25 protein-coding genes are annotated in these 21,033 nt (G+C 69.5%); 19 read left to right on the top strand and 6 right to left on the bottom strand.

What is annotated here, in order from left to right:
- Window positions 1-7: 7 nt before the first annotated feature.
- The 10 genes from A9X00_RS19860 to groL all read left to right on the top strand — a co-directional run bounded on the left by A9X00_RS19860 (window position 8) and on the right by groL (window position 9,975).
- Window positions 8-1,423 carry a bifunctional ADP-dependent NAD(P)H-hydrate dehydratase/NAD(P)H-hydrate epimerase gene (locus A9X00_RS19860; protein ID WP_067157265.1) on the top strand — a complete coding sequence of 472 codons (1,416 nt, stop codon included), beginning with the start codon at window positions 8-10 and terminating at the stop codon, window positions 1,421-1,423.
- A 22-nt stretch (window positions 1,424-1,445) separates the two neighbouring features.
- Window positions 1,446-2,831: a glutamate decarboxylase gene (locus A9X00_RS19855; RefSeq protein WP_067157227.1), complete on the top strand. Its 1,386-nt coding sequence runs from the start codon at window positions 1,446-1,448 to the stop codon at window positions 2,829-2,831.
- Window positions 2,832-2,934: 103 nt separating this feature from the next.
- Window positions 2,935-4,101 carry an alanine racemase gene (alr, locus tag A9X00_RS19850; RefSeq protein ID WP_197515215.1) on the top strand — a complete coding sequence of 389 codons (1,167 nt, stop codon included), beginning with the start codon at window positions 2,935-2,937 and terminating at the stop codon, window positions 4,099-4,101.
- Window positions 4,102-4,153: 52 nt separating this feature from the next.
- Window positions 4,154-5,206, top strand: coding sequence for an alpha/beta fold hydrolase (locus A9X00_RS19845; RefSeq protein WP_197515214.1), 1,053 nt, complete (start codon window positions 4,154-4,156; stop codon window positions 5,204-5,206).
- Window positions 5,199-5,663 (top strand): tRNA (adenosine(37)-N6)-threonylcarbamoyltransferase complex ATPase subunit type 1 TsaE, encoded by a 465-nt coding sequence (gene tsaE / locus A9X00_RS19840; RefSeq protein WP_067157217.1) that lies wholly within the window; start codon window positions 5,199-5,201, stop codon window positions 5,661-5,663. Before A9X00_RS19845 ends, tsaE begins: the two co-directional genes overlap by 8 nt.
- Window positions 5,642-6,280: a tRNA (adenosine(37)-N6)-threonylcarbamoyltransferase complex dimerization subunit type 1 TsaB gene (tsaB, locus tag A9X00_RS19835; RefSeq protein WP_156772196.1), complete on the top strand. Its 639-nt coding sequence runs from the start codon at window positions 5,642-5,644 to the stop codon at window positions 6,278-6,280. The genes tsaE and tsaB overlap by 22 nt, the downstream gene beginning before the upstream one ends.
- Window positions 6,277-6,744 (top strand): ribosomal protein S18-alanine N-acetyltransferase, encoded by a 468-nt coding sequence (gene rimI, locus A9X00_RS19830; protein WP_067157211.1) that lies wholly within the window; start codon window positions 6,277-6,279, stop codon window positions 6,742-6,744. The genes tsaB and rimI overlap by 4 nt, the downstream gene beginning before the upstream one ends.
- Window positions 6,741-7,763 (top strand): tRNA (adenosine(37)-N6)-threonylcarbamoyltransferase complex transferase subunit TsaD, encoded by a 1,023-nt coding sequence (tsaD, locus tag A9X00_RS19825; protein WP_067157208.1) that lies wholly within the window; start codon window positions 6,741-6,743, stop codon window positions 7,761-7,763. Before rimI ends, tsaD begins: the two co-directional genes overlap by 4 nt.
- A 212-nt stretch (window positions 7,764-7,975) precedes the next feature.
- A complete protein-coding gene (gene groES, locus A9X00_RS19820; RefSeq protein WP_007167930.1) occupies window positions 7,976-8,278 on the top strand; it encodes a co-chaperone GroES in 303 nt (100 codons plus the stop codon).
- 80 nt (window positions 8,279-8,358) lie between these two features.
- Window positions 8,359-9,975, top strand: coding sequence for a chaperonin GroEL (gene groL / locus A9X00_RS19815; protein WP_067157205.1), 1,617 nt, complete (start codon window positions 8,359-8,361; stop codon window positions 9,973-9,975).
- A gap of 64 nt (window positions 9,976-10,039) precedes the next feature.
- On the opposite strand, the gene A9X00_RS19810 is transcribed toward groL, so the two are convergent.
- The gene (locus A9X00_RS19810) at window positions 10,040-11,035 is read right to left on the bottom strand and encodes an LLM class flavin-dependent oxidoreductase (protein WP_067157203.1); all 996 of its coding nucleotides are present in this window, start codon (window positions 11,033-11,035) and stop codon (window positions 10,040-10,042) included.
- Window positions 11,036-11,196: 161 nt separating this feature from the next.
- On the opposite strand from A9X00_RS19810, the gene A9X00_RS32545 reads away from it, so the two are divergent.
- From A9X00_RS32545 to A9X00_RS19805, 3 genes are all read left to right on the top strand, one after another.
- Window positions 11,197-12,012 carry a PE family protein gene (locus A9X00_RS32545; protein WP_082975399.1) on the top strand — a complete coding sequence of 272 codons (816 nt, stop codon included), beginning with the start codon at window positions 11,197-11,199 and terminating at the stop codon, window positions 12,010-12,012.
- 96 nt (window positions 12,013-12,108) lie between these two features.
- Window positions 12,109-12,411: a hypothetical protein gene (locus A9X00_RS30850; protein WP_156772195.1), complete on the top strand. Its 303-nt coding sequence runs from the start codon at window positions 12,109-12,111 to the stop codon at window positions 12,409-12,411.
- Window positions 12,412-12,548: 137 nt separating this feature from the next.
- Entirely contained in the window at window positions 12,549-13,649 is a 1,101-nt protein-coding gene (locus A9X00_RS19805; protein WP_067157200.1) for a ferritin-like domain-containing protein, read from the top strand.
- Window positions 13,650-13,654: 5 nt separating this feature from the next.
- On the opposite strand, the gene A9X00_RS19800 is transcribed toward A9X00_RS19805, so the two are convergent.
- The gene (locus A9X00_RS19800; RefSeq protein ID WP_067157197.1) at window positions 13,655-14,383 is read right to left on the bottom strand and encodes a superoxide dismutase family protein; all 729 of its coding nucleotides are present in this window, start codon (window positions 14,381-14,383) and stop codon (window positions 13,655-13,657) included.
- A gap of 131 nt (window positions 14,384-14,514) precedes the next feature.
- Between A9X00_RS19800 and A9X00_RS19795 the strand changes: the two genes are divergently transcribed.
- Window positions 14,515-14,766, top strand: coding sequence for a hypothetical protein (locus A9X00_RS19795; RefSeq protein ID WP_156772194.1), 252 nt, complete (start codon window positions 14,515-14,517; stop codon window positions 14,764-14,766).
- 4 nt (window positions 14,767-14,770) lie between these two features.
- On the opposite strand, the gene A9X00_RS19790 is transcribed toward A9X00_RS19795, so the two are convergent.
- Together A9X00_RS19790 and A9X00_RS19785 are read right to left on the bottom strand one after the other, a co-directional pair.
- On the bottom strand, window positions 14,771-15,256 hold the full coding sequence (locus tag A9X00_RS19790) for a hemerythrin domain-containing protein (protein ID WP_067157192.1): 486 nt from the start codon (window positions 15,254-15,256) through the stop codon (window positions 14,771-14,773).
- The gene (locus A9X00_RS19785; protein ID WP_232006888.1) at window positions 15,253-16,026 is read right to left on the bottom strand and encodes a Rieske 2Fe-2S domain-containing protein; all 774 of its coding nucleotides are present in this window, start codon (window positions 16,024-16,026) and stop codon (window positions 15,253-15,255) included. Before A9X00_RS19785 ends, A9X00_RS19790 begins: the two co-directional genes overlap by 4 nt.
- Window positions 16,027-16,365: 339 nt before the next feature.
- On the opposite strand from A9X00_RS19785, the gene A9X00_RS19780 reads away from it, so the two are divergent.
- Window positions 16,366-16,647: a DUF4190 domain-containing protein gene (locus A9X00_RS19780; protein WP_067157188.1), complete on the top strand. Its 282-nt coding sequence runs from the start codon at window positions 16,366-16,368 to the stop codon at window positions 16,645-16,647.
- On the opposite strand, the gene A9X00_RS19775 is transcribed toward A9X00_RS19780, so the two are convergent.
- Window positions 16,644-16,952 (bottom strand): WhiB family transcriptional regulator, encoded by a 309-nt coding sequence (locus A9X00_RS19775; RefSeq protein WP_067009583.1) that lies wholly within the window; start codon window positions 16,950-16,952, stop codon window positions 16,644-16,646. The two genes, A9X00_RS19780 and A9X00_RS19775, sit on opposite strands and share 4 nt — an antisense overlap.
- A gap of 365 nt (window positions 16,953-17,317) precedes the next feature.
- Between A9X00_RS19775 and A9X00_RS19770 the strand changes: the two genes are divergently transcribed.
- The 3 genes from A9X00_RS19770 (at window position 17,318) to A9X00_RS19760 (ending at window position 19,559) form a co-directional block, all read left to right on the top strand.
- Window positions 17,318-18,124, top strand: a complete 807-nt coding sequence (locus tag A9X00_RS19770) for a lipopolysaccharide assembly protein LapB (RefSeq protein WP_067157186.1) — start codon at window positions 17,318-17,320, stop codon at window positions 18,122-18,124.
- A gap of 81 nt (window positions 18,125-18,205) precedes the next feature.
- A complete protein-coding gene (locus A9X00_RS19765; protein ID WP_082975398.1) occupies window positions 18,206-18,781 on the top strand; it encodes a sigma-70 family RNA polymerase sigma factor in 576 nt (191 codons plus the stop codon).
- Window positions 18,774-19,559 (top strand): anti-sigma-D factor RsdA, encoded by a 786-nt coding sequence (locus tag A9X00_RS19760; protein ID WP_082975397.1) that lies wholly within the window; start codon window positions 18,774-18,776, stop codon window positions 19,557-19,559. Before A9X00_RS19765 ends, A9X00_RS19760 begins: the two co-directional genes overlap by 8 nt.
- Window position 19,560: 1 nt before the next feature.
- Here the strand turns inward: A9X00_RS19760 and A9X00_RS19755 are convergent, their stop codons facing one another.
- Window positions 19,561-19,971, bottom strand: coding sequence for a DUF5319 domain-containing protein (locus A9X00_RS19755; RefSeq protein WP_066933952.1), 411 nt, complete (start codon window positions 19,969-19,971; stop codon window positions 19,561-19,563).
- 140 nt (window positions 19,972-20,111) lie between these two features.
- Between A9X00_RS19755 and A9X00_RS19750 the strand changes: the two genes are divergently transcribed.
- Window positions 20,112-21,033, top strand: a 922-nt coding sequence (locus A9X00_RS19750) for an IMP dehydrogenase (RefSeq protein ID WP_156772192.1), incomplete at its 3' end; no start/stop codon positions are given.

The following is a 21,033-nucleotide window of genomic DNA, read 5'->3' as shown; positions in this document are numbered from 1 at the left end:
TGCGTTGATGCGGCACTACTACTCCGTGGACGCGATCCGCGACGCCGCCGCGACGCTGCTGGCCAGCCTCCCCGACGGTGCCTTGATGCGCCGCGCGGCCTTCGGGCTGGCCACCGAGATCCTCGCCGAGCTCACCGCCCGCACCGGCGGGGTGTCCGGCCGGCGGGTGTGCGCGGTCGTCGGCTCCGGCGACAACGGCGGTGACGCGCTGTGGGCCGCGACGTTCCTGCGCCGGCGCGGGGCGGCCGCCGACGCGGTGCTGCTCAACCCGGAGCGCACCCACCGCAAGGGGCTGGCGGCGTTTCGCAGGGCTGGCGGCCGCGTCGTCGAAAGGGTCTCGGCGGCAACCGATCTCGTCATCGACGGCGTGGTGGGCATCTCCGGCTCCGGCCCGCTGCGTCCCGCCGCGGCCGAGGTGTTCGCGGCCGCCGATCCGATCCCGGTGGTCGCCGTCGACATCCCCAGCGGCATCGACGCGGCGACCGGCGCGATCACCGGCCCCGCGGTGCACGCGGCGCTGACCGTCACCTTCGGCGGCCTCAAGCCCGTGCACGCGCTGGCCGACTGTGGCCGCGTGAAGCTCATCGACATCGGGCTGGACCTGCCCGAGACCGACGTGCTGGGTTTCGAGGCCGCCGACGTCGCGGCGCGCTGGCCGGTGCCCGGACCCCGCGACGACAAGTACACGCAGGGCGTGACGGGCGTGATGGCCGGCTCGTCCACCTACCCGGGTGCGGCCGTCCTGTGCACCGGCGCCGCCGTCGCCGCCACCTCCGGCATGGTCCGCTACGCGGGCAGCGCGCACACGCAGGTGCTGGCGCAGTGGCCCGAGGTGATCGCGTCGCCCACCCCGGCGGCGGCCGGGCGGGTGCAGGCGTGGGTGGTCGGGCCGGGATTGGGCACCGACGAGACGGGGGCCGCGGCGCTGTGGTTCGCGCTGGAGAGCGACCTTCCGGTGATCGTCGACGCCGACGGGCTGACCATCCTGGCCGCTCACCCCGAGCTCGTCATGAGCCGCGCCGCGCCCACCGTGCTGACCCCGCACGCGGGTGAATTCGCCCGGCTGGCCGGTAGCCCGCCCGGCGACGAACGGGTGGCCGCGTGCCGCAAGCTGGCCGACGCGTTCGGCGCCACCGTGCTGCTCAAGGGCAACGTCACGGTCATCGCCGACCCCGGCGGGCCGGTCTATCTCAATCCGGCCGGGCAGTCCTGGGCGGCCACGGCCGGGTCCGGAGACGTGCTCTCCGGGATGATCGGCGCGCTGCTGGCGTCCGGGTTGCCGGCGGCCGCGGCCGCCGCGGCGGCGGCGTTCGTGCATGCGCGCGCGGCCGCGCTCTCGGCCGCCGCCCCGGGCCCGGGCGAGGCGCCGACGTCGGCGTCGCGCATCGTCCCGCACATCCGGGCCGCACTGGCCGACCTGTAGCACCAACCAGAAAGGACCCTCCGTGTCCCGCAGCCATCCGTCCGTGCCGGCGCATTCGATCGCCCCCGCCTACACCACCCGAATGTTCACCGCGCCGGTGCCCGCCCTGCGGCTGCCCGAGGAGTCGATGGATCCCGACGCCGCCTACCGGTTCATCCACGACGAGCTGATGCTCGACGGCAGCTCCCGGCTGAACCTGGCGACGTTCGTCACCACCTGGATGGACCCCGAGGCCGGCAAGCTGATGGCCGAGACGTTCGACAAGAACATGATCGACAAGGACGAATACCCGGCCACCGCGGCCATCGAGCAGCGCTGCGTGTGCATGGTGGCCGACCTGTTCCATGCCGAGGGCTTGAAGGACGACGACCCGTCCAGCGCGATCGGGGTGTCGACAATCGGCTCCAGCGAGGCGGTGATGCTGGGCGGGCTGGCGCTGAAGTGGCGCTGGCGGGCAAAGGTCGGAAAGGGTTGGGAGAAGCGCACTCCCAACCTGGTGATGGGTTCCAACGTCCAGGTGGTGTGGGAGAAGTTCTGCCGCTACTTCGACGTCGAGCCGCGCTACCTGCCGATGGAGGAGGGGCGCTATGTCATCACCCCGGAGCAGGTCGTCGACGCCGTCGACGAGGACACCATCGGCGTGGTGGCGATCCTGGGCACCACCTACACCGGCGAGCTCGAACCCATCGCGCAGATCTGCGCGGCGCTGGACAAGCTGGCGGCCGGCGGCGGCGTGGATGTCCCGGTGCACGTCGACGCCGCCAGCGGGGGCTTCGTGGTGCCGTTCCTGCACCCGGGCCTGGAGTGGGATTTCCGGCTGCCCCGGGTGGTGTCGATCAACGTCAGCGGCCACAAGTACGGGCTGACGTACCCGGGCATCGGGTTCGTCGTGTGGCGCAGCGCCGAGCACCTGCCCGACGAGCTCGTGTTCCGGGTCAACTACCTGGGCGGCGACATGCCGACCTTCACGCTGAACTTCTCGCGGCCCGGCAACCAGGTGGTCGGCCAGTACTACAACTTCCTGCGGCTGGGCCGCGAGGGATACACCAAGGTGATGCAGAGCCTGTCGTCGACGGCGCGGTGGCTGGGCGACCAACTGCGCGACACGGACCATTGCGAGCTGATCTCGGACGGCTCGGCGATCCCGGTGGTCAGCTTCCGGCTCGCCAGGGACCGCGGCTACACCGAGTTCGACGTCTCCCACGAGCTGCGCGGGTACGGCTGGCAGGTGCCCGCCTACACCATGCCGGACAACGCCACCCACATCTCGGTGCTGCGCATCGTGGTGCGCGAAGGGCTGTCCGCCGACCTGGCCCGCGCGCTGCACGACGACGCCCGCAACGCGCTGGCGTCGCTGGACAAGATCAAGCCCGCCGGGCATTACGACGCCCAGCACTTCGCGCACTGAGGGCTTTGCACCGCGAGAGTGCAACTAGCGACGTGTTTCGCGAGTAGCGGCGTCGGTACTTGCACCTTCGCGGCACTTTTCGGGTTCTGGGACAATGGCGGCCGTGGCAGTTACGCCGATATCCCTGACGCCCGGGGTCCTCGCCGAGGCCGTGGTGGACCTGGGTGCGATCGCGCACAACGTGCGGGTGCTGCGCGAGCACGCCGGCGGCGCGGGGGTGATGGCCGTGGTCAAGGCCGACGGCTACGGCCACGGCGCGACGCGGGTCGCCCGCGCGGCGCTGGCGGCGGGGGCGGCCGAGCTGGGGGTCGCCACCGTCGACGAGGCGCTGGCCTTGCGCGCCGACGGCATCACCGCGCCGGTGCTGGCGTGGCTGCATCCGCCCGGCATCGACTTCGGCCCCGCGCTGCTGGCCGACGTGGAGATCGCCGTGTCCTCGGTGCGCCAGCTCGACGAGGTGACCGACGCGGTGCGCCGCACGGGGCGCACGGCGACGGTGACCGTCAAGGTCGACACGGGGCTCAACCGCAACGGCGTCGCCCCGGCGAACTACCCGGCGATGCTGACCGCGCTGCGCCAGGCCGTCGCCGAGGACGTCATCCGGCTGCGCGGGCTGATGTCGCACATGGTGTTCGCCGACCAGCCCGAGAATCCCATCAACGACGTTCAGGCCCAACGGTTTTCCGACATGCTGGCGCGGGCGCGCGCCGAGGGCGTGCGGTTCGAGGTTGCGCACCTGGCCAATTCTTCGGCCACGATGTCGCGCCCCGACCTGGCCTTCGACCTGGTGCGACCCGGCATCGCGGTGTACGGCCTGAGCCCGGTGCCCCAGCTCGGTGACATGGGGTTGGTCCCGGCGATGACGGTGAAATGCGCTGTCGCGCTGGTCAAATCGATTCGCGCCGGCGAGAGCGTGTCCTACGGGCACACCTGGACCGCGCAACGGGACACCAGTCTGGCGCTGATGCCGATCGGGTACGCCGACGGCGTGTTCCGCTCCCTGGGCGGGCGCCTGGAGGTGCTGATCAACGGCAGGCGACGCCCGGGTGCGGGACGGATCTGCATGGACCAGTTCGTCGTCGACCTCGGCCCCGGGCCGGTCGACGTGACCGAGGGCGACGAGGCGATCCTGTCCGGACCCGGCACCCGGGGCGAGCCCACCGCACAAGAGTGGGCCGACCTGCTCGGCACCATCCACTACGAAGTGGTCACCAGCCCGCGCGGGCGGATCACCCGAACCTATCGCGAGGCCGACACAATTGAGCCCTGACAAAACCCGCAGGCGCCGGAGGAACCGTGCCTGGCTTGCGGGAGGGGCCGGGGTGACCGCCGTCGCCACCATCGTCGGAGCCTCCGCCCGCCGGTCGATGACCCAGCGCGCGACCCTGCTCGAAGACCCTTACGCCGACGAGGATTTCGAGACGATCGACCACGACCGCGCCTACGTGGTGACAACGCCCGACGGGGTGACGCTGGCCGTCCGCGAGGCCGGCCCGGCCGATGCGCGGGTGACCATGGTCTTCGTCCACGGATTCTGCTTGCGCATGGGCGCCTTCCATTTCCAGCGCACCCGGCTGCCGAATCGGTTGGCCCCGCCCGTCCGGATGGTGTTCTACGACCAGCGCGGTCATGGGCGATCCAGCGCCGGGGCGCGCGAGACCTACAACCTCACCCAACTGGGCGAGGACCTGGACACCGTGCTGCGGGCCGTCGCGCCCAAAGGGGTGGTCGTGCTGGTCGGCCATTCGATGGGCGGCATGACGGTGCTGTCGCACGCGCGCCAGTTTCCCGGCCAGTACGGCGGCCGGATCGTCGGCGCCGCGATCATCTCCTCCGCGGCCGAGGGCGTGACACGATCGCCGCTGGGCGAGATCCTGAAAAACCCTGCGCTGGACGCCTTTCGGTTCACCGCCCGCTCCGCGCCCAAGCTGATGCACCGCGGCCGTAACGTGTCGCGATCGCTGATCGGCCCGATCCTGCGGGCCGCCTCCTATAGCGACCTGCAGGTCAGCCCCAGCCTGGACGCGTTCTCCCAGCGGATGATGAACGGCACGCCGATCGACACCATGGTCGGTTTTCTCGACGCCCTGGAAAAACACGACGAGACGGCCGGGCTGTGGACGTTGCTCAAGGTGCCGACCCTGATCGCGTGCGGCGACCATGACCTGCTCACCCCGGACGAATACTCGCGGAAGATGGCGGCCTCGCTGCCGCGCTCGGAGCTGGTCATCGTCGCCGGGGCCAGCCACCTGGCGCTGCTTGACAAGCCCGAGGCCATCAACGACGGGCTGGTCCGGCTCGTCCACCGGGCCGTCCCAAGCGAGATGGCGCTGCGCTACCGGCGACTGCGGGAAAGGTTGCGGCGCCGTGACTGACGCACAGGGCACTGCCACCTGCGAGCGGGTCGAGGACACCGTCGCGCTGGGCTCGCGGCTGGGCCGGCAGCTGCGGGCGGGCGACGTGGTGGTGCTCTCCGGTCCGCTCGGCGCGGGAAAGACGGTGCTGGCCAAGGGGATCGCCGCGGCGATGGACGTCGACGGCCCGGTCACGTCGCCGTCGTACGTGCTGGCGCGGGTGCACCCGCCGCGGCGGCCCGGCGCGCCCGCGATGATTCACGTTGACATGTACCGGCTGCTGGACCACCGCGGCGCCGACCTGCTGGGCGAACTCGACTCACTGGACCTCGACACCGATCTCGACGACGCCGTCGTCGTGGTCGAGTGGGGCGAGGGCCTGGCCGAACGGCTTTCGGAGCGGCACCTCGACGTCCGGCTGGAGCGCGTCAGCCACTCCGACGTGCGGATCGCGACCTGGGAGTGGGGCCGCGCGTGAACGTGCTTGCGCTCGACACCGCCACCCCCGCCGTGACGGCGGGCGTCGTTCGGCTCGAGGACCTGGCGGTGCTGGCCGAGCGGGTCACGCACGACGCCCGCGCGCACGCCGAGCGGCTGACCCCCAACGCGCTGGCGGCGCTGGCCGACGCCGGGTTGACCATGGCCGACCTCGACGCCGTCGTGGTGGGCTGCGGACCCGGCCCGTTCACCGGCCTGCGGGCCGGGATGGCGACCGCCGCTGCGTACGGGCACGCGCTGGGCATCCCCGTGCGCGGGGTGTGCAGCCTGGACGCCATCGGGGTGCGCACCAGCGGCGACGTGCTGGTGGTCACCGACGCCCGCCGCCGCGAGGTGTATTGGGCGCGCTACCGCGACGGAGTCCGCACCCACGGCCCGGCTGTCGACGCGCCCGCCGACGTCGACCCCGGCAGCGCCGTTGCGGTGGCCGGCTCGCCCGAACACGCCGCGCTGTTCGGCCTGCCCGTGCGCGGGCCCGCCCACCCCACGCCCGCCGGCCTGGTGGCGGCCGTGCCGGATTGGACGGCCGACCCGGCGCCGCTGGTCGCGTTGTACCTGCGCCGCCCCGACGCCAAGCCCCTGGCGGCACCCCGATGACGGCCGGCGACGAGCCCGTGACCATCGGCGCGTTGACGCCCGCGGACGCGCAGCGCTGCGCCGAGCTGGAGGCGATGCTGTTCGACGGCGACGACCCCTGGCCCGCGGTGGCGTTCAACCGCGAGCTGGCCGCCAAGCACAACCACTACGCAGCCGCCCGCGTCGGCGGCACCCTGGTCGGCTACGCCGGCATCGCGCGGTTGGGCCGCATCCCGCCGTTCGAATACGAGGTGCACACCATCGGGGTGGACCCGGCCTATCAGGGCCGGGGCATCGGGCGCCGGCTGCTCGACGACCTGCTCGCCTTCGCCGGCGGCGGCGTCGTCTACCTGGAGGTCCGCACCGACAACGAGGCGGCCATCGGCCTCTACCGCAGCGCGGGATTCGCGCAGATCGGCCTGCGCAAGCGCTACTACCGGGTCAGCGGGGCCGACGCGTACACGATGCGGCGGGAGGTCCAGTGATCGTCTTGGCCATCGAAACCTCCTGCGACGAAACGGGAGTCGGGATCGCGCGCCTCGACGAGGACGGCACCGTGACGCTGCTTGCCGACGAGGTGGCGTCCAGCGTCGACGAACACGTCCGCTTCGGCGGCGTCGTCCCCGAGATCGCCTCCCGCGCGCACCTGGAGGCGCTCGGCCCGGCCATGCGCCGTGCGCTGGCAACGGCGGGACTCGACAAGCCCGACGTCGTTGCCGCCACGATCGGGCCCGGGCTGGCCGGCGCCCTGCTGGTGGGAGTGGCTGCGGCCAAGGCGTATTCGGCCGCCTGGGACGTGCCGTTCTACGCCGTGAACCACCTGGGCGGGCATTTGGCCGCCGACGTCTACGAACACGGGCCGCTGCCCGAGTGCGTGGCGCTGCTGGTATCGGGCGGACACACCCACCTGTTGCACGTGCGCTCCCTCGGCGAGCCGATCGTCGAGCTGGGCAGCACCGTCGACGACGCCGCCGGCGAGGCCTACGACAAGGTGGCGCGGCTGCTGGGGCTGGGCTATCCCGGCGGCAAGGTGCTCGACGAGCTGGCCCGCACGGGGGATCCCGACGCCATCGCGTTCCCGCGCGGCATGACCGGTCCCCGCGACGACCCGTACGCGTTCAGCTTCTCCGGGCTCAAGACCGCCGTCGCCCGCTACGTGGAAAGCCACCCCGACGCGACCACCCCCGACATCGCCGCCGGCTTCCAGGAGGCCGTCGCCGACGTGCTCACCGGAAAGGCAGTGCGCGCCGCGACCGAGCTCGGCGTCTCGACGCTGCTGATCGCCGGGGGAGTGGCCGCGAACTCGCGATTGCGGGAGCTGGCCACCCAGCGCTGCGCGGCCGCCGGCCTGACGCTGCGCATCCCCCGGCCGCGGCTGTGCACCGACAACGGGGCGATGATCGCCGCCTTCGCCGCGCACCTGGTGGCGGCCGGCGCGGCGCCGTCGCCGCTCGACGTGCCCAGCGACCCCGGCCTGCCGGTGGTAAAAGGCCAGGTGGGCTGATGTTCGCTCAGCGCGGACACGCCAAGACACGAGAAGCAGCAGGGCGGCCTTGAGTGCTAGCACTCGCATGTATAGAGTGCTAGGTGGCAATCGGCCGAGCCCCTGTGTCGGCACCCGCGACGACGGCGCGAGGGCACGGACGACTGCCGAATCCCTTGATAATTCCTGGGCAACCGCCCCGGACCCGATCTAACTATTGGAGGGCTCCAATCGTGGCGAAGGTGAACATCAAGCCACTCGAGGACAAGATTCTCGTGCAGGCCAACGAGGCCGAGACCACGACCGCGTCCGGTCTGGTCATTCCTGACACCGCCAAGGAGAAGCCGCAGGAAGGCACCGTCGTCGCAGTCGGCCCGGGCCGGTGGGACGAGGACGGCGAGAAGCGGATCCCGCTGGACGTCTCGGAGGGTGACACCGTCATCTACAGCAAGTACGGCGGCACCGAGATCAAGTACAACGGCGAGGAGTACCTGATCCTGTCCGCGCGCGACGTGCTGGCTGTCGTATCCAAGTAAGGACCGTGTCCCGCCCCGGCGATCCCCGTGCAAGCCGCGGGTGATTTCCGGGGCGGCATGCGTTCGGATGAAGGAACCTGATGAGCAAAGTTATTGAGTACGACGAAACCGCGCGCCGCGCCATGGAGGCCGGCGTGAACAAGCTCGCCGACGCCGTCCGGGTGACGCTGGGCCCGCGCGGCCGGCATGTGGTGCTTGCCAAGGCATTCGGCGGACCGGCGGTGACCAACGACGGCGTCACCGTCGCGCGCGAGATCGACCTAGAGGACCCGTTCGAGAACCTGGGCGCCCAGCTGGTGAAGTCGGTGGCCACCAAGACCAACGACGTCGCGGGCGACGGCACCACCACCGCGACCGTGCTGGCGCAGGCGCTCGTCAAGGGCGGGCTGCGCATGGTCGCCGCCGGCGCCAACCCGATCGCGCTGGGCGTCGGGATCGGCAAGGCCGGCGACGCGGTGTCCGAGGCGCTGCTGGCCGAAGCCACCCCGGTGTCCGGCAAAGAGGGAATCGCGCAGGTGGCGACCGTGTCGTCGCGCGATCCGCACATCGGTGAGCTGGTGGGCGAGGCCATGACCAAGGTCGGCGCCGACGGCGTCGTCAGCGTCGAGGAGTCCTCGACCCTGAACACCGAGCTCGAGTTCACCGAGGGCGTCGGCTTCGACAAGGGCTTCCTGTCGGCGTATTTCGTCACCGACTTCGACTCGCAGGAGGCCGTGCTCGACGACCCGCTGATCCTGCTGCACCAGGAGAAGATCAGCTCGCTGCCCGACCTGCTGCCGATGCTGGAGAAGGTCGCCGAATCGGGCAAGCCGCTGCTGATCGTCGCCGAGGACATCGAGGGCGAGGCCCTGGCGACGCTGGTCGTCAACTCGATCCGCAAGACGCTGAAGGCCGTTGCGGTCAAGGCGCCGTTCTTCGGTGACCGCCGCAAGGCGTTCCTCGAGGACCTGGCGGTGGTCACGGGCGGGCAGGTGATCAACCCCGACGCCGGCCTGCTGCTGCGCGAGGTCGGCGCCGAGGTGCTCGGCTCGGCCCGCCGCGTGGTGGTCAGCAAGGACGACACCATCATCGTCGAGGGCGGCGGCTCCAAGGACGCGGTCGCCAACCGCGTCAAGCAACTGCGCGCCGAGATCGAGAAGAGCGACTCCGACTGGGACCGCGAGAAGCTGCAGGAGCGGCTGGCCAAGCTGGCCGGCGGCGTGGCCGTCATCAAGGTCGGTGCCGCCACCGAGACGGCGCTCAAGGAGCGCAAGGAAAGCGTCGAGGACGCCGTTGCGGCCGCGAAGGCCGCCGTCGAGGAGGGCATCGTCGCCGGCGGCGGAACGGCACTCATCCACGCCCGCAAGGCTTTACAGGAGCTGCGCGGGACGCTCAGTGGCGACGAGGTGCTCGGCGTCGACGTGTTCTCCACGGCCCTGGCGGCGCCCCTGTACTGGATCGCCACCAACGCCGGGCTAGACGGCTCGGTCGCCGTCAACAAGGTCAGCGAGCTGCCCGTCGGGCAGGGCCTGAACGCCGAGACGCTCGACTATGGCGACCTGCTCGGCGCCGGCGTGATCGACCCGGTCAAGGTGACCCGGTCGGCCGTCGTCAACGCGGCGTCGGTGGCCCGCATGGTGCTCACCACCGAGACGGCGGTGGTCGAGAAGCCGGCCGAGGCCGACGACGACCACGGCCACGGTCATCACCACCACTAGGTCAAGCGGTTACGAAGCACCCCCGGCCTGAGCGCCGGGGGTGTTCGTTTGAGGTCTGCAAGCCTCAATCGCCCAGCCCGGCGGCGGACGCGAATGCTTTGAGTTCCCGTTCGATGTCGGATCCTGCTGGCTGGTAAACGATCTCGGTGACGTCCCGCGCCGCGAGTCCGGCAATTTTTGCCGGTATTTCCTCGGCCGGTCCGGTCAACGCCATCGAGCTGACCATCGGCACCAGGCCCGCAACATGTGGCTCATCGCTCGCATTGGCCTTCACCAGATGTCCCGCGTGGATGGCGAGGTGCCGCTCGTCCGCGGGGTACGCCTCGATCGCCTGGCGCCAGCTTTGCCCACCGGGCAGGGCGTCGACCGCGGCGGCGCCGCCGCGCTCGTACACGGCGTGATACATCACCACGGCACCCGGACCCGCGGCGTCGATGGCACGCGGCGACGTCAGGTCCTCGCCTTCGTCGAGCACAGTGCCGAAGCAGAGCAGTGCCCGCCAGTCGGAGACTTTCGCGGCGTCGGGCTGGGGCACGGCGGCGGAGAAAACGCCGTCGCCGAGCTCCGCCGCAACGGCCAGCCCTTTCGGGCCGTCGGCGCCGATCAGTATCGGCACCGTGATCGGCCGCGGCGCCCCGAAGCCGGGCAGCTGCAACATCCGGACCTTCGCGCCGTCCCACTCGGCGGTTTCGCCGGCGAGAAGATCCCGCAGGCACCGCACGTAGTCGGCCACCTGCCGCCACGGCATTGGCCGCTGGCCCAGCGCCATCCGGCCGGTAAAACCCGAGCCGATCGCGACGGCGACCCGGCCAGGCGCCTGGCTCGCCAGCTCGGCTATCGCCGCGGCGTTGACCATCGGATGCCGCAGGCTGGGGACGAGCACTCCCGGCCCGAGGCCGATGCGCGACGTGCGCTCGGCGCACCGGTTGAGAATCATCCACACGTCCGGGTAGAGCGCCGGCGAGTCGTAGAGCCACGCGCGCTTGTAGCCGAGCATTTCGGCTAACTGCACGTGAGCCGGGGTGTCCGACGAAGTTGCGAACGCGCATGAGATATCCATGTTCGGAACATACGAGACCCGGCCCGAGTACCTGCGAGCGCACGTGTTAGCGACATCTGAAACGTCGGCAAGAGATTTGAAAACGACCGATTTCAAATCAGAACATTCCTTGTACACTTCGGTGATCGCCGCCCCGGTTCCTGGCAGGAGGTCCTCGGTCCATGTCGTTTCTCGATGTTGCGCCGGACAGCGTTGCGGCAGCCGCAGGGGATCTGCACAAGATTGGCACTGCCGTCAAAAATGCCAATGCGCTTGCCGCGGCCCAGACAACTGCGATCGCGGCACCCGCTGCTGATGAGGTGTCAGCGGCGATCACGGAGCTCTTCGGTGCACAAGCCCAAGAATTTCAAGCACTCAATGCCAACGCCTCAGTGTTTCACGACCGGTTTGTGAGCTTGTTGAGTGGGGGAGCCGCTCAGTATCTGAGTGCCGAGGTCGCAAACGCTCAGCAGACGTTGCTAAGCGCGGTCGGAACTGGTCAGGCGACCACGGTGGCCGCCGCCGACAGTCCCCTGGCTAACGCCTGGAACAACGTTACAAACACCGTTAATGGCGCTTGGAACAATTTCAAAGGCTGGGCGGTAGAAGAGGGGAAGAGTTTAGCGAAGGATTTCGCGCTGGAAAAGGTCGAAAACTTCTTCGGCTTTTATGACACCGGCTTCAAATATTCCGTTTCGACAACTCCTGACAGCGTGCAAGCGACCGGGGGGAGAACCGTGACACTGGTCCCTCACACACTGTTCGGCGACGGACCGACCGTGACGGTGGCTTCGGTTCAGGGCATCGCGCGCGCGAGCAGTTCCGGGGGCTTTCTACAAGTAGTTGCAGACTTATTCGGCCTCAGGACCACGGTTACCGCGACCGGTGGACCGCAGGGTTTAACCGGATTTTCAGTGACGCCCGGACCGAACCCGTTTGCTAACGCCTTCTGGAGCGGACAGACCGCTGTAAATACATTCAATCAGTTCAACCAGTAGCCGTCGCGTTCGTGAGCCGTCTGCCGCGGTCTGGGGGAAGGTGATTCGCCTGCGAACGCAAGGATCTCGCAAGTGGTCTCCTGCAGACTGACCAGCATGAACACCGCTCATAACCTGAAAGAGATCGTCGCCGGCGCGCTGCTATCCGGCGCCGTCGCGGCGGCGGGTGTAGCTCTGGCCGCCGGTGTCGCCCAGGCCCAGCCCGGTTGCGCGACTCAAACTTGTTGGTGCCCAGGCAAACCCCTACCGTCATCCAATGCACCGATAACTTGGGACATGAGTGTCTGCCACGACTGGCACTACGCCTGGCATGACAATCCGGCCGCCGGCAACCAAGTCTTAGAAGGCCCGCTGGACTGCGGTTACGGCCCCGGTTTCCTACCCCAGTGCAAGGGCTGACGGGCTTACACCCGAGGTTTTCGGTCTCGGCTGAGCGCGTTAGCCCACGCGTCATGGTTGACGTGGCTGCCATGCACGGTGCAGTGTGATACTCGTCATATGACCACCGGTCATACCGGGCGGAGGGGCGAGATCTCATGACCACCAGGGACAAGTACACGGACGTACCCGAGCCCTACTCGTGGACGGTCCCCAGTGCCGGCGATGCGCGCTTCACCTGGGAGTACGACGAGGGTCGCGCCCGGCTCCTTTCGCTGTACCAAAAGGGGAAGGACAAGCAGTGGGATGCCCAGTCGCGCATCGACTGGGCGCAAGACGTCGACCCCGACAACCCGGTCGGGCTGCCCGACGAGTTCCATCCGCTGTTCGGCAGTCCGGTGTGGGAAGCCGCGGACGAAACGCGTCGCGCCGAGATGCGCCGGCACTCCCAGGCCTGGCAGTTCTCGCAGTTTCTGCACGGCGAGCAGGGGGCGCTGGTGTGCGCGGCCAAGATCGTCGAGGTCGTCCCTGACCTGGACGCGAAGTTCTACGCGGCCACCCAGACCATGGACGAGGCCCGGCACGTGGAGACGTTCTCGCGGTTCCTGCAGGAGAAGGTCGGCCTCGTCTACCCGATCAACAACAACCTGACCCAATTGCTGGACGACACCCTGCGCGACTCGCGTTGGGACATGCCGTATCTCGGCATGCAGGTCCTCATCGAAGGGCTCGCACTCGCCGCGTTCGGCGTGCTGCGTGACATGGCGGCGCCGGACTCGCTGGCCAAGCAGGTGCTTGCCTACGTCATGCAGGACGAGGCCCGGCACGTTGCCTTCGGCCGAATCTCGTTGAAGGACTACTATTCCGCGCTGACCGAAGCCGAGCGCAATGAGCGTGAAGAGTTCGTCGTCGACGCGTGCTACCTGATGCGCGACCGGTTCCGCGGCGAGGAGGTTTTCGAAACCCTGGGCCTCGACGTCAAAGCGTGTGCCGAGTGGGTCGACACGTCGCCGCTGATGACCCAGTTCCGCTCCCACCTGTTCAGCCGGATCGTGCCGATCGTCAAGGACATCGGGTTGTGGGGAGACAAGGTGCAGAAGGCCTTCACGGAGATGGGCGTCCTCGACATGGCCGGCTTCGACATCGAGGCGCTGATGAAGGCCGACGAGGATCAGGCCGAGGCGCTGGACAGGGCACACGCCGAGATGGCCGACCGGGCGCTCGAAGTTGACGAGGTGATCGCGGCGGGCGCGAGCTGACTCAGCTAGCGCGGCGGAAGGCTGGGCGGGGTCGTCCAGGTATAGCTCGGCGTGGTGGTGACGGTCGGGGTGACCGTGACGGTGCTCGTGCTGGTGCTGGTGCTGGTGGACGGCGGGGGCACGGCGGTGGTGACCGTGGTGACGGTGGTGGTCTCCGTGGTCGACGACGTCGTCGTCGCGGCCGCCGCGGTGATCACGCCGCAGGCCACCCGCTTGCCCGAATCACCGGTCGAGGTTCCGCCGAGGTTCTCCGCGGCCTGGTGGATCACCAGCGCGGTGCCCGAACTGCTACGCAGGTCCGCGGCGGTGAACGAGTTCGTGGTAGTGACGAGTTTCGCCGAGCCGTCGGAGCGCACCTGCAGCGCGGTCAGGTCGCCGCTGGCCGGGTAGCCGCTGTGGCCCGGCGCCTGATAGACGCTCCCGGCGGAGCTGAAGTCCCCGCCCTCGCACTTGCCCACCGCGTGGATCTGCAGGCCGTGGAAGCCCTGGGTCAGAACCTGGTTCGGGCCCGCCTCCACCGTCACCGTGGCGTAGCCGCTGGTGAAGTCGATGGTGGCGTTGGCGACCTGGGTGCCGTCGGCGCTCTTCAACTGCGTGGTCATCCGCTCGGCGCCGGCCTGCGCGCTCGATGACGGCGACGTGGTGGACGGGTTACCGCCCTGGTTTGCGCAGGCGCCCAATGGCGCGATGGTCGCGGTGAGCGCCGCGACCGCAAAGGCCATTTCCCTTTTCATGGGCTGGGCCTACCCCGATGGGCCGATATCAAACGCCGCGAAAAGATATGAGAGGTATATGAGCCGGGCCGTGGCCGGTGCCCCGCATGCGGACCGTGTGCGAGCGTGATTGCGTGGTCTCCGAGCCGCAGTTGAGTGAAGCGCTCCGGCAGGCGTCGAGCTACCTATGGATAGCCGACACGGCGGGCAAGCGGAATCTGCCCATGATCCAATCGCTTTACAGCTTCGCCGCCCGGCAGATGGTCGCCTACACCGAAGACGGCGAAGAGTGGCACCTGCGGGCCGCTACCGCCGCCGCCCACGACGCCACCCGGATGCACGACCTGCTCACCGGCCGCTCGCCGCGCACACCGGGCGCGCTGGGCGCACCGACGAACCTCTGAGCGGCTAGCCTCCCAGCGCGCTGAGCAGGGCCTTGCGCCCGCGGACGCGGAGCCGGTGGATGCTCGACTGGCGCAACTCGGCGATGCGCTCGATCATTCGGTTTCCCAACGCCTCGAGCAGGTCAGCGCTCAAATCGATTGGGGCCGGGCATAAGTCGCGTTCTTCCTCGGTGGCGTGGGCGTCCAGCACGGTGACGAACGAGCGCCACTCGTCGGCGTATTCCGGCGCGGTCGGCGCCGTGCGCAGCAGCACTGTGAGCTGGTCCCAGACCTGGCGGTGTTCGGCGTGGGCGATCGCGACGAGCTCGGTCGCCGCCGACACCGCCGGGTAGAACAGGTCGTCCTCGATGCGCATGTGGATGTCGAGCTCGACCAGCAGCTCGTCGAGGGCGTCCTGGCGTTCGTCGGTGTCCGGTGGTATTGCCGTGATCTTCTCGCAGAGTCCGCGCAGCACCTTGTGGTGCTCGAAAAGCACGTCGTAGGCGTTCATTTCGCCGCCCCCCGGACCTCGACGAGCCCGTCACGGATGCGCGCGGGGTAGCTCGGCAGCGCCGCCGTCGCCGGTCCGCGCAGCACCTCCCCGGATTCGCACGCGAACCTCGAACCGTGCCAGGGACAGACGATGCGATCGCGGTCGATCCAGCCGTCGCCCATCGGGGCGCCCAGGTGCGGGCAGCGCTCACCGACGGCGAGCACCTGGCCGTCGTTGCGGTACAGCACCACTCCGACGCCATTCACCTCGACCCGCCGCGGCGGGGCGGCGGGCGCGGCCGCCGGCAGCACCGGCGTCCAGTGGTCCCCGGCCAGCCGGTCGCCGGAGCGGTCGACACCGGTCGCCGCCCCGAACACCAACGCCCCACCCAGGTAGCCACTACCCAGGGTGAGGCCGTAACCCAAGGCGCTGCCTACCATTCCGCGCAGCTGACGGCCCCGGCCCCGGTCCCACCACGACGCCGCGTACAGCCCCGTCGCGACCGCATTCAGCACGCCGTGCACCAGGCCGATGCGTCGCGACTCTTCGTGGGTGTGCTGCCAGTCCGTCACGCCGGTGGCGGCCGCGCCGAGGCTACCGACGATCCCGACCGCCAACGCGAACCGCGACGCGTCGCGGTATGTGCGACCGGGAAGCAGGCTGGCCGCGTCCATCGCGACCGTCGTGGTCACCGCCCCGGTCGGCACCGACGTCAGCGCCGGATGCAATGGATGGCCGAGCCACGTGCCGTGCAGCGCGTTGCCGACCCGATCGCGATGCCGGCCCATGGCCGCGAAGAGGAACGTCAGCGCGTGCTCGAGGCGATAGCTCGGGCGGTCCAGCCAACGCTGTTGTCCAAGGGCGGTCCGGGTGCGCTCGAAAAGATTGTGTGACCGTTCAGCCACGACACTCCTCCTGTGGAGTGGGTGAACCGACGCGGCGCAGCGGGTCTCGACGACGCGCCGATCGGGCCACGGCCGGCCTGCGGCGCGCGGCCCACCCCTAGGACACGTGCTGGGGCCGCGGATTGTTCACCCGACAAATTCGGCGGACCAAGAAACCTCGAAGAATCCGCCAAGCCCGGCGCGGCACGCTCGGGACCGAGAGACCAGGCAGGAGGGAAAGCAATGACGACTACGGAACTGCCGTCCGCGCAGGTCAAATCGGGGGCGCGCTACTCGGTGATGATGGGCATCGCCGGTCTTCTCCTGCACGCCCACTGCGGCCTCGGCATCGTTTTTTCGCTCGTCGGCGGGGCGATGGGGTTCGTCGCGCTGGACCGCGCCAACCGCGACGGCCAGCCTCGGGGACTGGCCATCGCCGGCGCAGTGCTGGGATGCGCGGGCATCGCCTCGTGGCTCGCGGTGATGATCGTGTCCGGCGGCCTGGTGGGCGCCGGAGTGCACTAGGCCGAGCGGCGGATCCCGCGGTTGCGGCCGATGTCGCCCTTCAGCAACATGTCGCGCTCGGACTCCGACAGGCCGCCCCAAACTCCGTACGGCTCACCAACTTCCAGCGCGTGGGAACGGCACTCCTGGATCACCGGGCACCGCCGGCACATCTCCTTGGCGCGCTGCTCGCGCTGCATGCGGGCGCGGCCGCGCTCGCCGTCGGGGTGGAAGAACATCGAGGAGTCAACGCCGCGGCACAGGCCTTGCAGTTGCCAGTTCCAGATGTCGGCGTTGGGGCCAGGTAGCTGCTCCGGCTGTGGCATTGGATCGTTCCCTCTCTGCACGGCACGCCCAGAAGTTCAGGTTCGCGAAGCGTCGGACTAGCGATTGTGCAACCGATTTTCGAGTGGGGTCACCGATGACTACCCGTCGAGGTAGAACTTAGGGTGGGCGGCGAATTTCCGTCAATAGCCACTTAGCTCGCCAAAATATGTAAGCGTTGCAGCAGAATTAACTCGCCGTTCATCTGCCACGCTTTTGTTGACCAAGAACCGTGCTACCAGGCACTTGACCGGACCGTGATTTCCCAGCTCAGCGCGGGGGGAAGTGGGGAGAGCAATTAGTACGCGGCGGATGGCGATTAACAGCTCGGTAACACGAACAGCACGAAGTGTTTACTACTATCACCGTGATTGAAACTGGTCACACTTCGGTGATTAACAGCACACTGGCCGACGCCGCCTTCGGGGAGCAACCCGGAGCATGGCCGCTGCCGGCCGCGAGCACGCCGCAGCAACTGTGGTGGCGGGCCGTCGCGGCGGGCGGGCAGGGCCGCTACGGCAGCGCCTACCGCGACCTGGCGGTGCTGCGACGCACGGTTGCGGGCGGCCGGTTGACGTCGCTGGCGCACAGCACGCAGGGCTCGTTCCTGCGCCAGCTCGGCTGGCACGAACTGGCGCGCGGCTGGGACGGCCGCGCGCTCGCGCTGGCCGGCGCGGATGCGGAGGCGCGCGCCGACGCGCTGATCGGGCTGGCGGCCGACGCGCTGGGCGTCGGCCGGTTCGCCGCCGCGGCAACGCTGTTGGGCCGGGTGGAGTTGGGGGCGGTCCCGGACCGGCTCCCGGTGCGCCGGGGATGGGTGGCCGCCGAGTTGGCGATGGCCTCCGGGGACGGCGCGTCGGCGGTGCGCCACGCCGAAGAGGCCGTGCGGCTGGCGGAGGCGATGGCCGTCTCGTCGGTGCGCCACCGGGTCAAGAGCGACGTGGTGCTGGCCGCCGCGCTGTGCAGCGCCGGCCGCGTCGAGCGCGCCCGCGCGGTGGCCGAGACGGCGCTGGACGCCACCGGCCGGTCGGACCTGATCCCGCTTCGGTGGGCGTTGGCTTGCTTGCTGATCGACATCGAAAGTGTCACGTTTTCAACACAAAAGCTGCGTGAAATCCGAGATATCTGCGCAGGCCAGGTGCGGCGCGCCGGGGGCGCGTGGCGTTCCGCTTGAAACGGCCTTCGGCCCGTTATTGTCATTGCGTTAGTTAGCCCGCGATGTGTCCCGTTCGTAACGTTGGAGATACCGCCGTCGATGACAATTCAAGGGGAACGTCTCGACGCTGTGGTTGCGGAGGCCGTGGCGGGGGACCGGAACGCCCTACGGGAGGTGCTGGAGACCATCCGTCCGATCGTCGTCCGATATTGCCGCGCGCGAGTCGGCACGGTCGCACGGGGTGGCCTGACAGCCGACGACGTGGCTCAGGAGGTGTGCTTGGCCACCATCACGGCGCTGCCGCGCTATCGCGAGCGGGGACGCCCGTTCCTGGCCTTCCTGTACGGCATCGCGGCCCACAAGGTCGCCGACGCGCACCGGGCCGCCGGTCGTGACCTCGCCTACCCCGCCGAGACCATCCCCGAACGCTGGTCGACCGAGGCGGGTCCGGAGCAACGGGCCATCGAGGCCGACTCGGTCAGCCGAATGAACGAGCTGCTCGAGATCCTGCCGTCCAAGCAGCGCGAGATCCTGATCCTGCGGGTGGTCGTCGGCCTGTCCGCCGAGGAGACCGCCGCCGCCGTCGGCAGCACGACGGGGGCGGTCCGCGTGGCCCAGCACCGGGCGCTGACCCGGCTCAAGTCCGAAATCGTCGCGGCGGGTGACTATGCCTGAATCCCTGGACGAATTCGCCAGCACCGACTTGCTTCTCGACGCCCTGGCCGAACGACGGCCGGTCGACCTGGACGACCCCAACGACCCCAATTTTGAAGCGTTAACCGTCCTGCTGGCCGACTGGCGCGACGACCTGCGCTGGCCGCCGGCCAGCGCGCTGGTTTCGCCGGAGGAGGCCGTCGGGGCGCTGCACGCCGGGCTGGCCGAGCGGCGGCGGGTGGGCCGCGGCCTGGCCACGATCGGATCGGTGGCCGCGACGCTGTTGGTGCTGAGCGGGTTCGGCGCCATGGTGGTCGAGGCCCGGCCCGGCGACACGCTGTACGGCCTGCACGCGATGTTCTTCGACCAGCCGCGCGTCAAGGACAGCCAGATCGAGCTGTCGGCCAAGGCCGAGCTGGCCAAGGTCCAGCAAATGATCGACCAGGGCCAGTGGACGCAGGCCCAGAACCAGCTGGCAGAGGTCAGCAGCACGGTGCAGTCCATGAACGACGGGGCCAGCCGCAACGACCTGATGGACGAGGTGAACCTGCTCAACACCCGGGTCGAATCGCGCAACCCGAACGCGACGCTGCCACCGGCCGCGCCGAAGCCCAAGGCGCCGGCCGCGTCGTCCACCCCGCCGGCCGCGCCCCGCCCGAGCACCACAGGACCGACGGCGGCCAGCACTACCGAACCGAGTCCGTCAGCAAGCCCCACGACGAGCCCGTCATCGGGGCGGCATCGGCATCACGGGCACTCGTCCACGCCGTCCTCAGCGGCGCCGGGCGACACGCCCTAATTCAGCGGCGGTGAAACCCGTCCGCGTCTGACGTCGCCTCGTTGAGCGAGGCGTCGGCGTATCCCCGGCAGTAATCCCAGGTGACATAGGAGTCGGGTTCGGGGTCGTAGGCGGGCTCGTGCGGGCGGACGGTGCCGTCGATAAGCAGTTGCAACAGGTTGGCCCGCAACATGTCCCAGTCGTGGTAGTGGTCCTGCTGACACTCGTCGCAGCACACCACGAGCCCGCGAATTCCCTTGTGCGCCAGCAGCGCCTCGTACACGGCAAGATCGGCGAGGTCCGCCTCGACCGCCATCCGCTCTTGCTGATCCAGGGGTTGCCCCGGCTCGACGGCTTCGAGCGCAGCCGACGGATCGCAGGGGTCGTCGGCGAACGGGTCGGGTGGCAAACCCGGCGGGAGGTGGTCACGCACGCCTCTAGACTACGCAGGCGGGCCGTCATCGCGCCAGCAGGGAGACGCGCGCCGCGTGGCGCCCGGGCAAGCGGGTCCGGTGTCCGTGCGAGCCGATAGGATGGGCTTCTCACTCCGCGTGCGTATGGAGGGCCCCACCGATGTCCCGTGGCATGTCCCACTTAGAAGACAGCTCCGACCTGGTTGCCAGCCCCTACCTGCGCGACCCCCACATCCCCGGACTGGCCGACGATCCGATGCCAACCGGGGGCGACAACCCGTACAAAATCGCGATGCTCGGATTGACGTTCGACGACGTGTTGCTGCTGCCGGCGGCCTCCGATGTGGTCCCGGCCACCGCGGACACCTCCAGCCAGCTGACCAAGAAGATCAGGCTGAAGGTGCCGTTGGTCAGTTCGGCGATGGACACCGTGACCGAGTCGCGGATGGCGATCGCGATGGCCCGGGCAGGCGGCATGGGGGTGCTGCACCGCAACCTGCCGGTCGCCGAGCAGGCCGGCCAGGTCGAGATGGTGAAGCGCTCCGAGGCCGGCATGGTCACCGATCCCGTCACCTGCCGCCCCGACAACACGCTGGCTCAGGTCGACGCGCTGTGCGCCCGGTTCCGGATCTCCGGGCTGCCCGTCGTCGACGACGACGGCGCGCTGGTCGGCATCATCACCAACCGCGACATGCGCTTCGAGGTGGACCAGACCAAGAAGGTCGCCGAGGTGATGACCAAGGCCCCGCTGATCACCGCCCAGGAGGGCGTCAGCGCCGACGCGGCGCTGGGGTTGTTGCGCCGCAACAAGATCGAGAAGCTGCCCGTCGTCGACGGGCACGGCCGGCTGACCGGGCTGATCACCGTCAAGGACTTCGTCAAGACCGAACAGCACCCGCTGGCCACCAAGGACAGCGACGGGCGGCTGCTGGTCGGCGCCGCCGTCGGCGTCGGCGGCGACGCCTGGGTCCGCGCCATGATGCTGGTCGACGCCGGCGTCGACGTGCTGATCGTGGACACCGCGCACGCCCACAACCCGGTGGTGCTCGACATGGTCGGCAAACTCAAGGCCGAGGTCGGCG

Origin of the sequence: Mycobacterium sp. 1245805.9 (genome assembly GCF_001672915.1) — a bacterium.
GTDB lineage: Bacteria > Actinomycetota > Actinomycetes > Mycobacteriales > Mycobacteriaceae > Mycobacterium.
The sequence above is the reverse complement of the archived record's forward strand: the minus strand, read 5'-3'. Positions and strand labels throughout refer to the sequence as shown.

Excerpts from the sequence above, each read along its gene's own strand:
- A9X00_RS19860 (WP_067157265.1), top strand. The coding sequence starts at position 8 with ATGCGGCACTACTACTCCGTGGACGCGATCCGCGACGCCGCCGCGACG.
- rimI (WP_067157211.1), top strand. The coding sequence starts at position 6,277 with ATGACGGCCGGCGACGAGCCCGTGACCATCGGCGCGTTGACGCCCGCG.
- groL (WP_067157205.1), top strand. The coding sequence starts at position 8,359 with ATGAGCAAAGTTATTGAGTACGACGAAACCGCGCGCCGCGCCATGGAG.
- A9X00_RS19810 (WP_067157203.1), bottom strand. The coding sequence starts at position 11,035 with ATGGATATCTCATGCGCGTTCGCAACTTCGTCGGACACCCCGGCTCAC.
- A9X00_RS32545 (WP_082975399.1), top strand. The coding sequence starts at position 11,197 with ATGTCGTTTCTCGATGTTGCGCCGGACAGCGTTGCGGCAGCCGCAGGG.
- A9X00_RS30850 (WP_156772195.1), top strand. The coding sequence starts at position 12,109 with ATGAACACCGCTCATAACCTGAAAGAGATCGTCGCCGGCGCGCTGCTA.
- A9X00_RS19805 (WP_067157200.1), top strand. The coding sequence starts at position 12,549 with ATGACCACCAGGGACAAGTACACGGACGTACCCGAGCCCTACTCGTGG.
- A9X00_RS19800 (WP_067157197.1), bottom strand. The coding sequence starts at position 14,383 with ATGAAAAGGGAAATGGCCTTTGCGGTCGCGGCGCTCACCGCGACCATC.
- A9X00_RS19790 (WP_067157192.1), bottom strand. The coding sequence starts at position 15,256 with ATGAACGCCTACGACGTGCTTTTCGAGCACCACAAGGTGCTGCGCGGA.
- A9X00_RS19785 (WP_232006888.1), bottom strand. The coding sequence starts at position 16,026 with ATGGGCCGGCATCGCGATCGGGTCGGCAACGCGCTGCACGGCACGTGG.
- A9X00_RS19780 (WP_067157188.1), top strand. The coding sequence starts at position 16,366 with ATGACGACTACGGAACTGCCGTCCGCGCAGGTCAAATCGGGGGCGCGC.
- A9X00_RS19775 (WP_067009583.1), bottom strand. The coding sequence starts at position 16,952 with ATGCCACAGCCGGAGCAGCTACCTGGCCCCAACGCCGACATCTGGAAC.
- A9X00_RS19765 (WP_082975398.1), top strand. The coding sequence starts at position 18,206 with ATGACAATTCAAGGGGAACGTCTCGACGCTGTGGTTGCGGAGGCCGTG.
- A9X00_RS19760 (WP_082975397.1), top strand. The coding sequence starts at position 18,774 with ATGCCTGAATCCCTGGACGAATTCGCCAGCACCGACTTGCTTCTCGAC.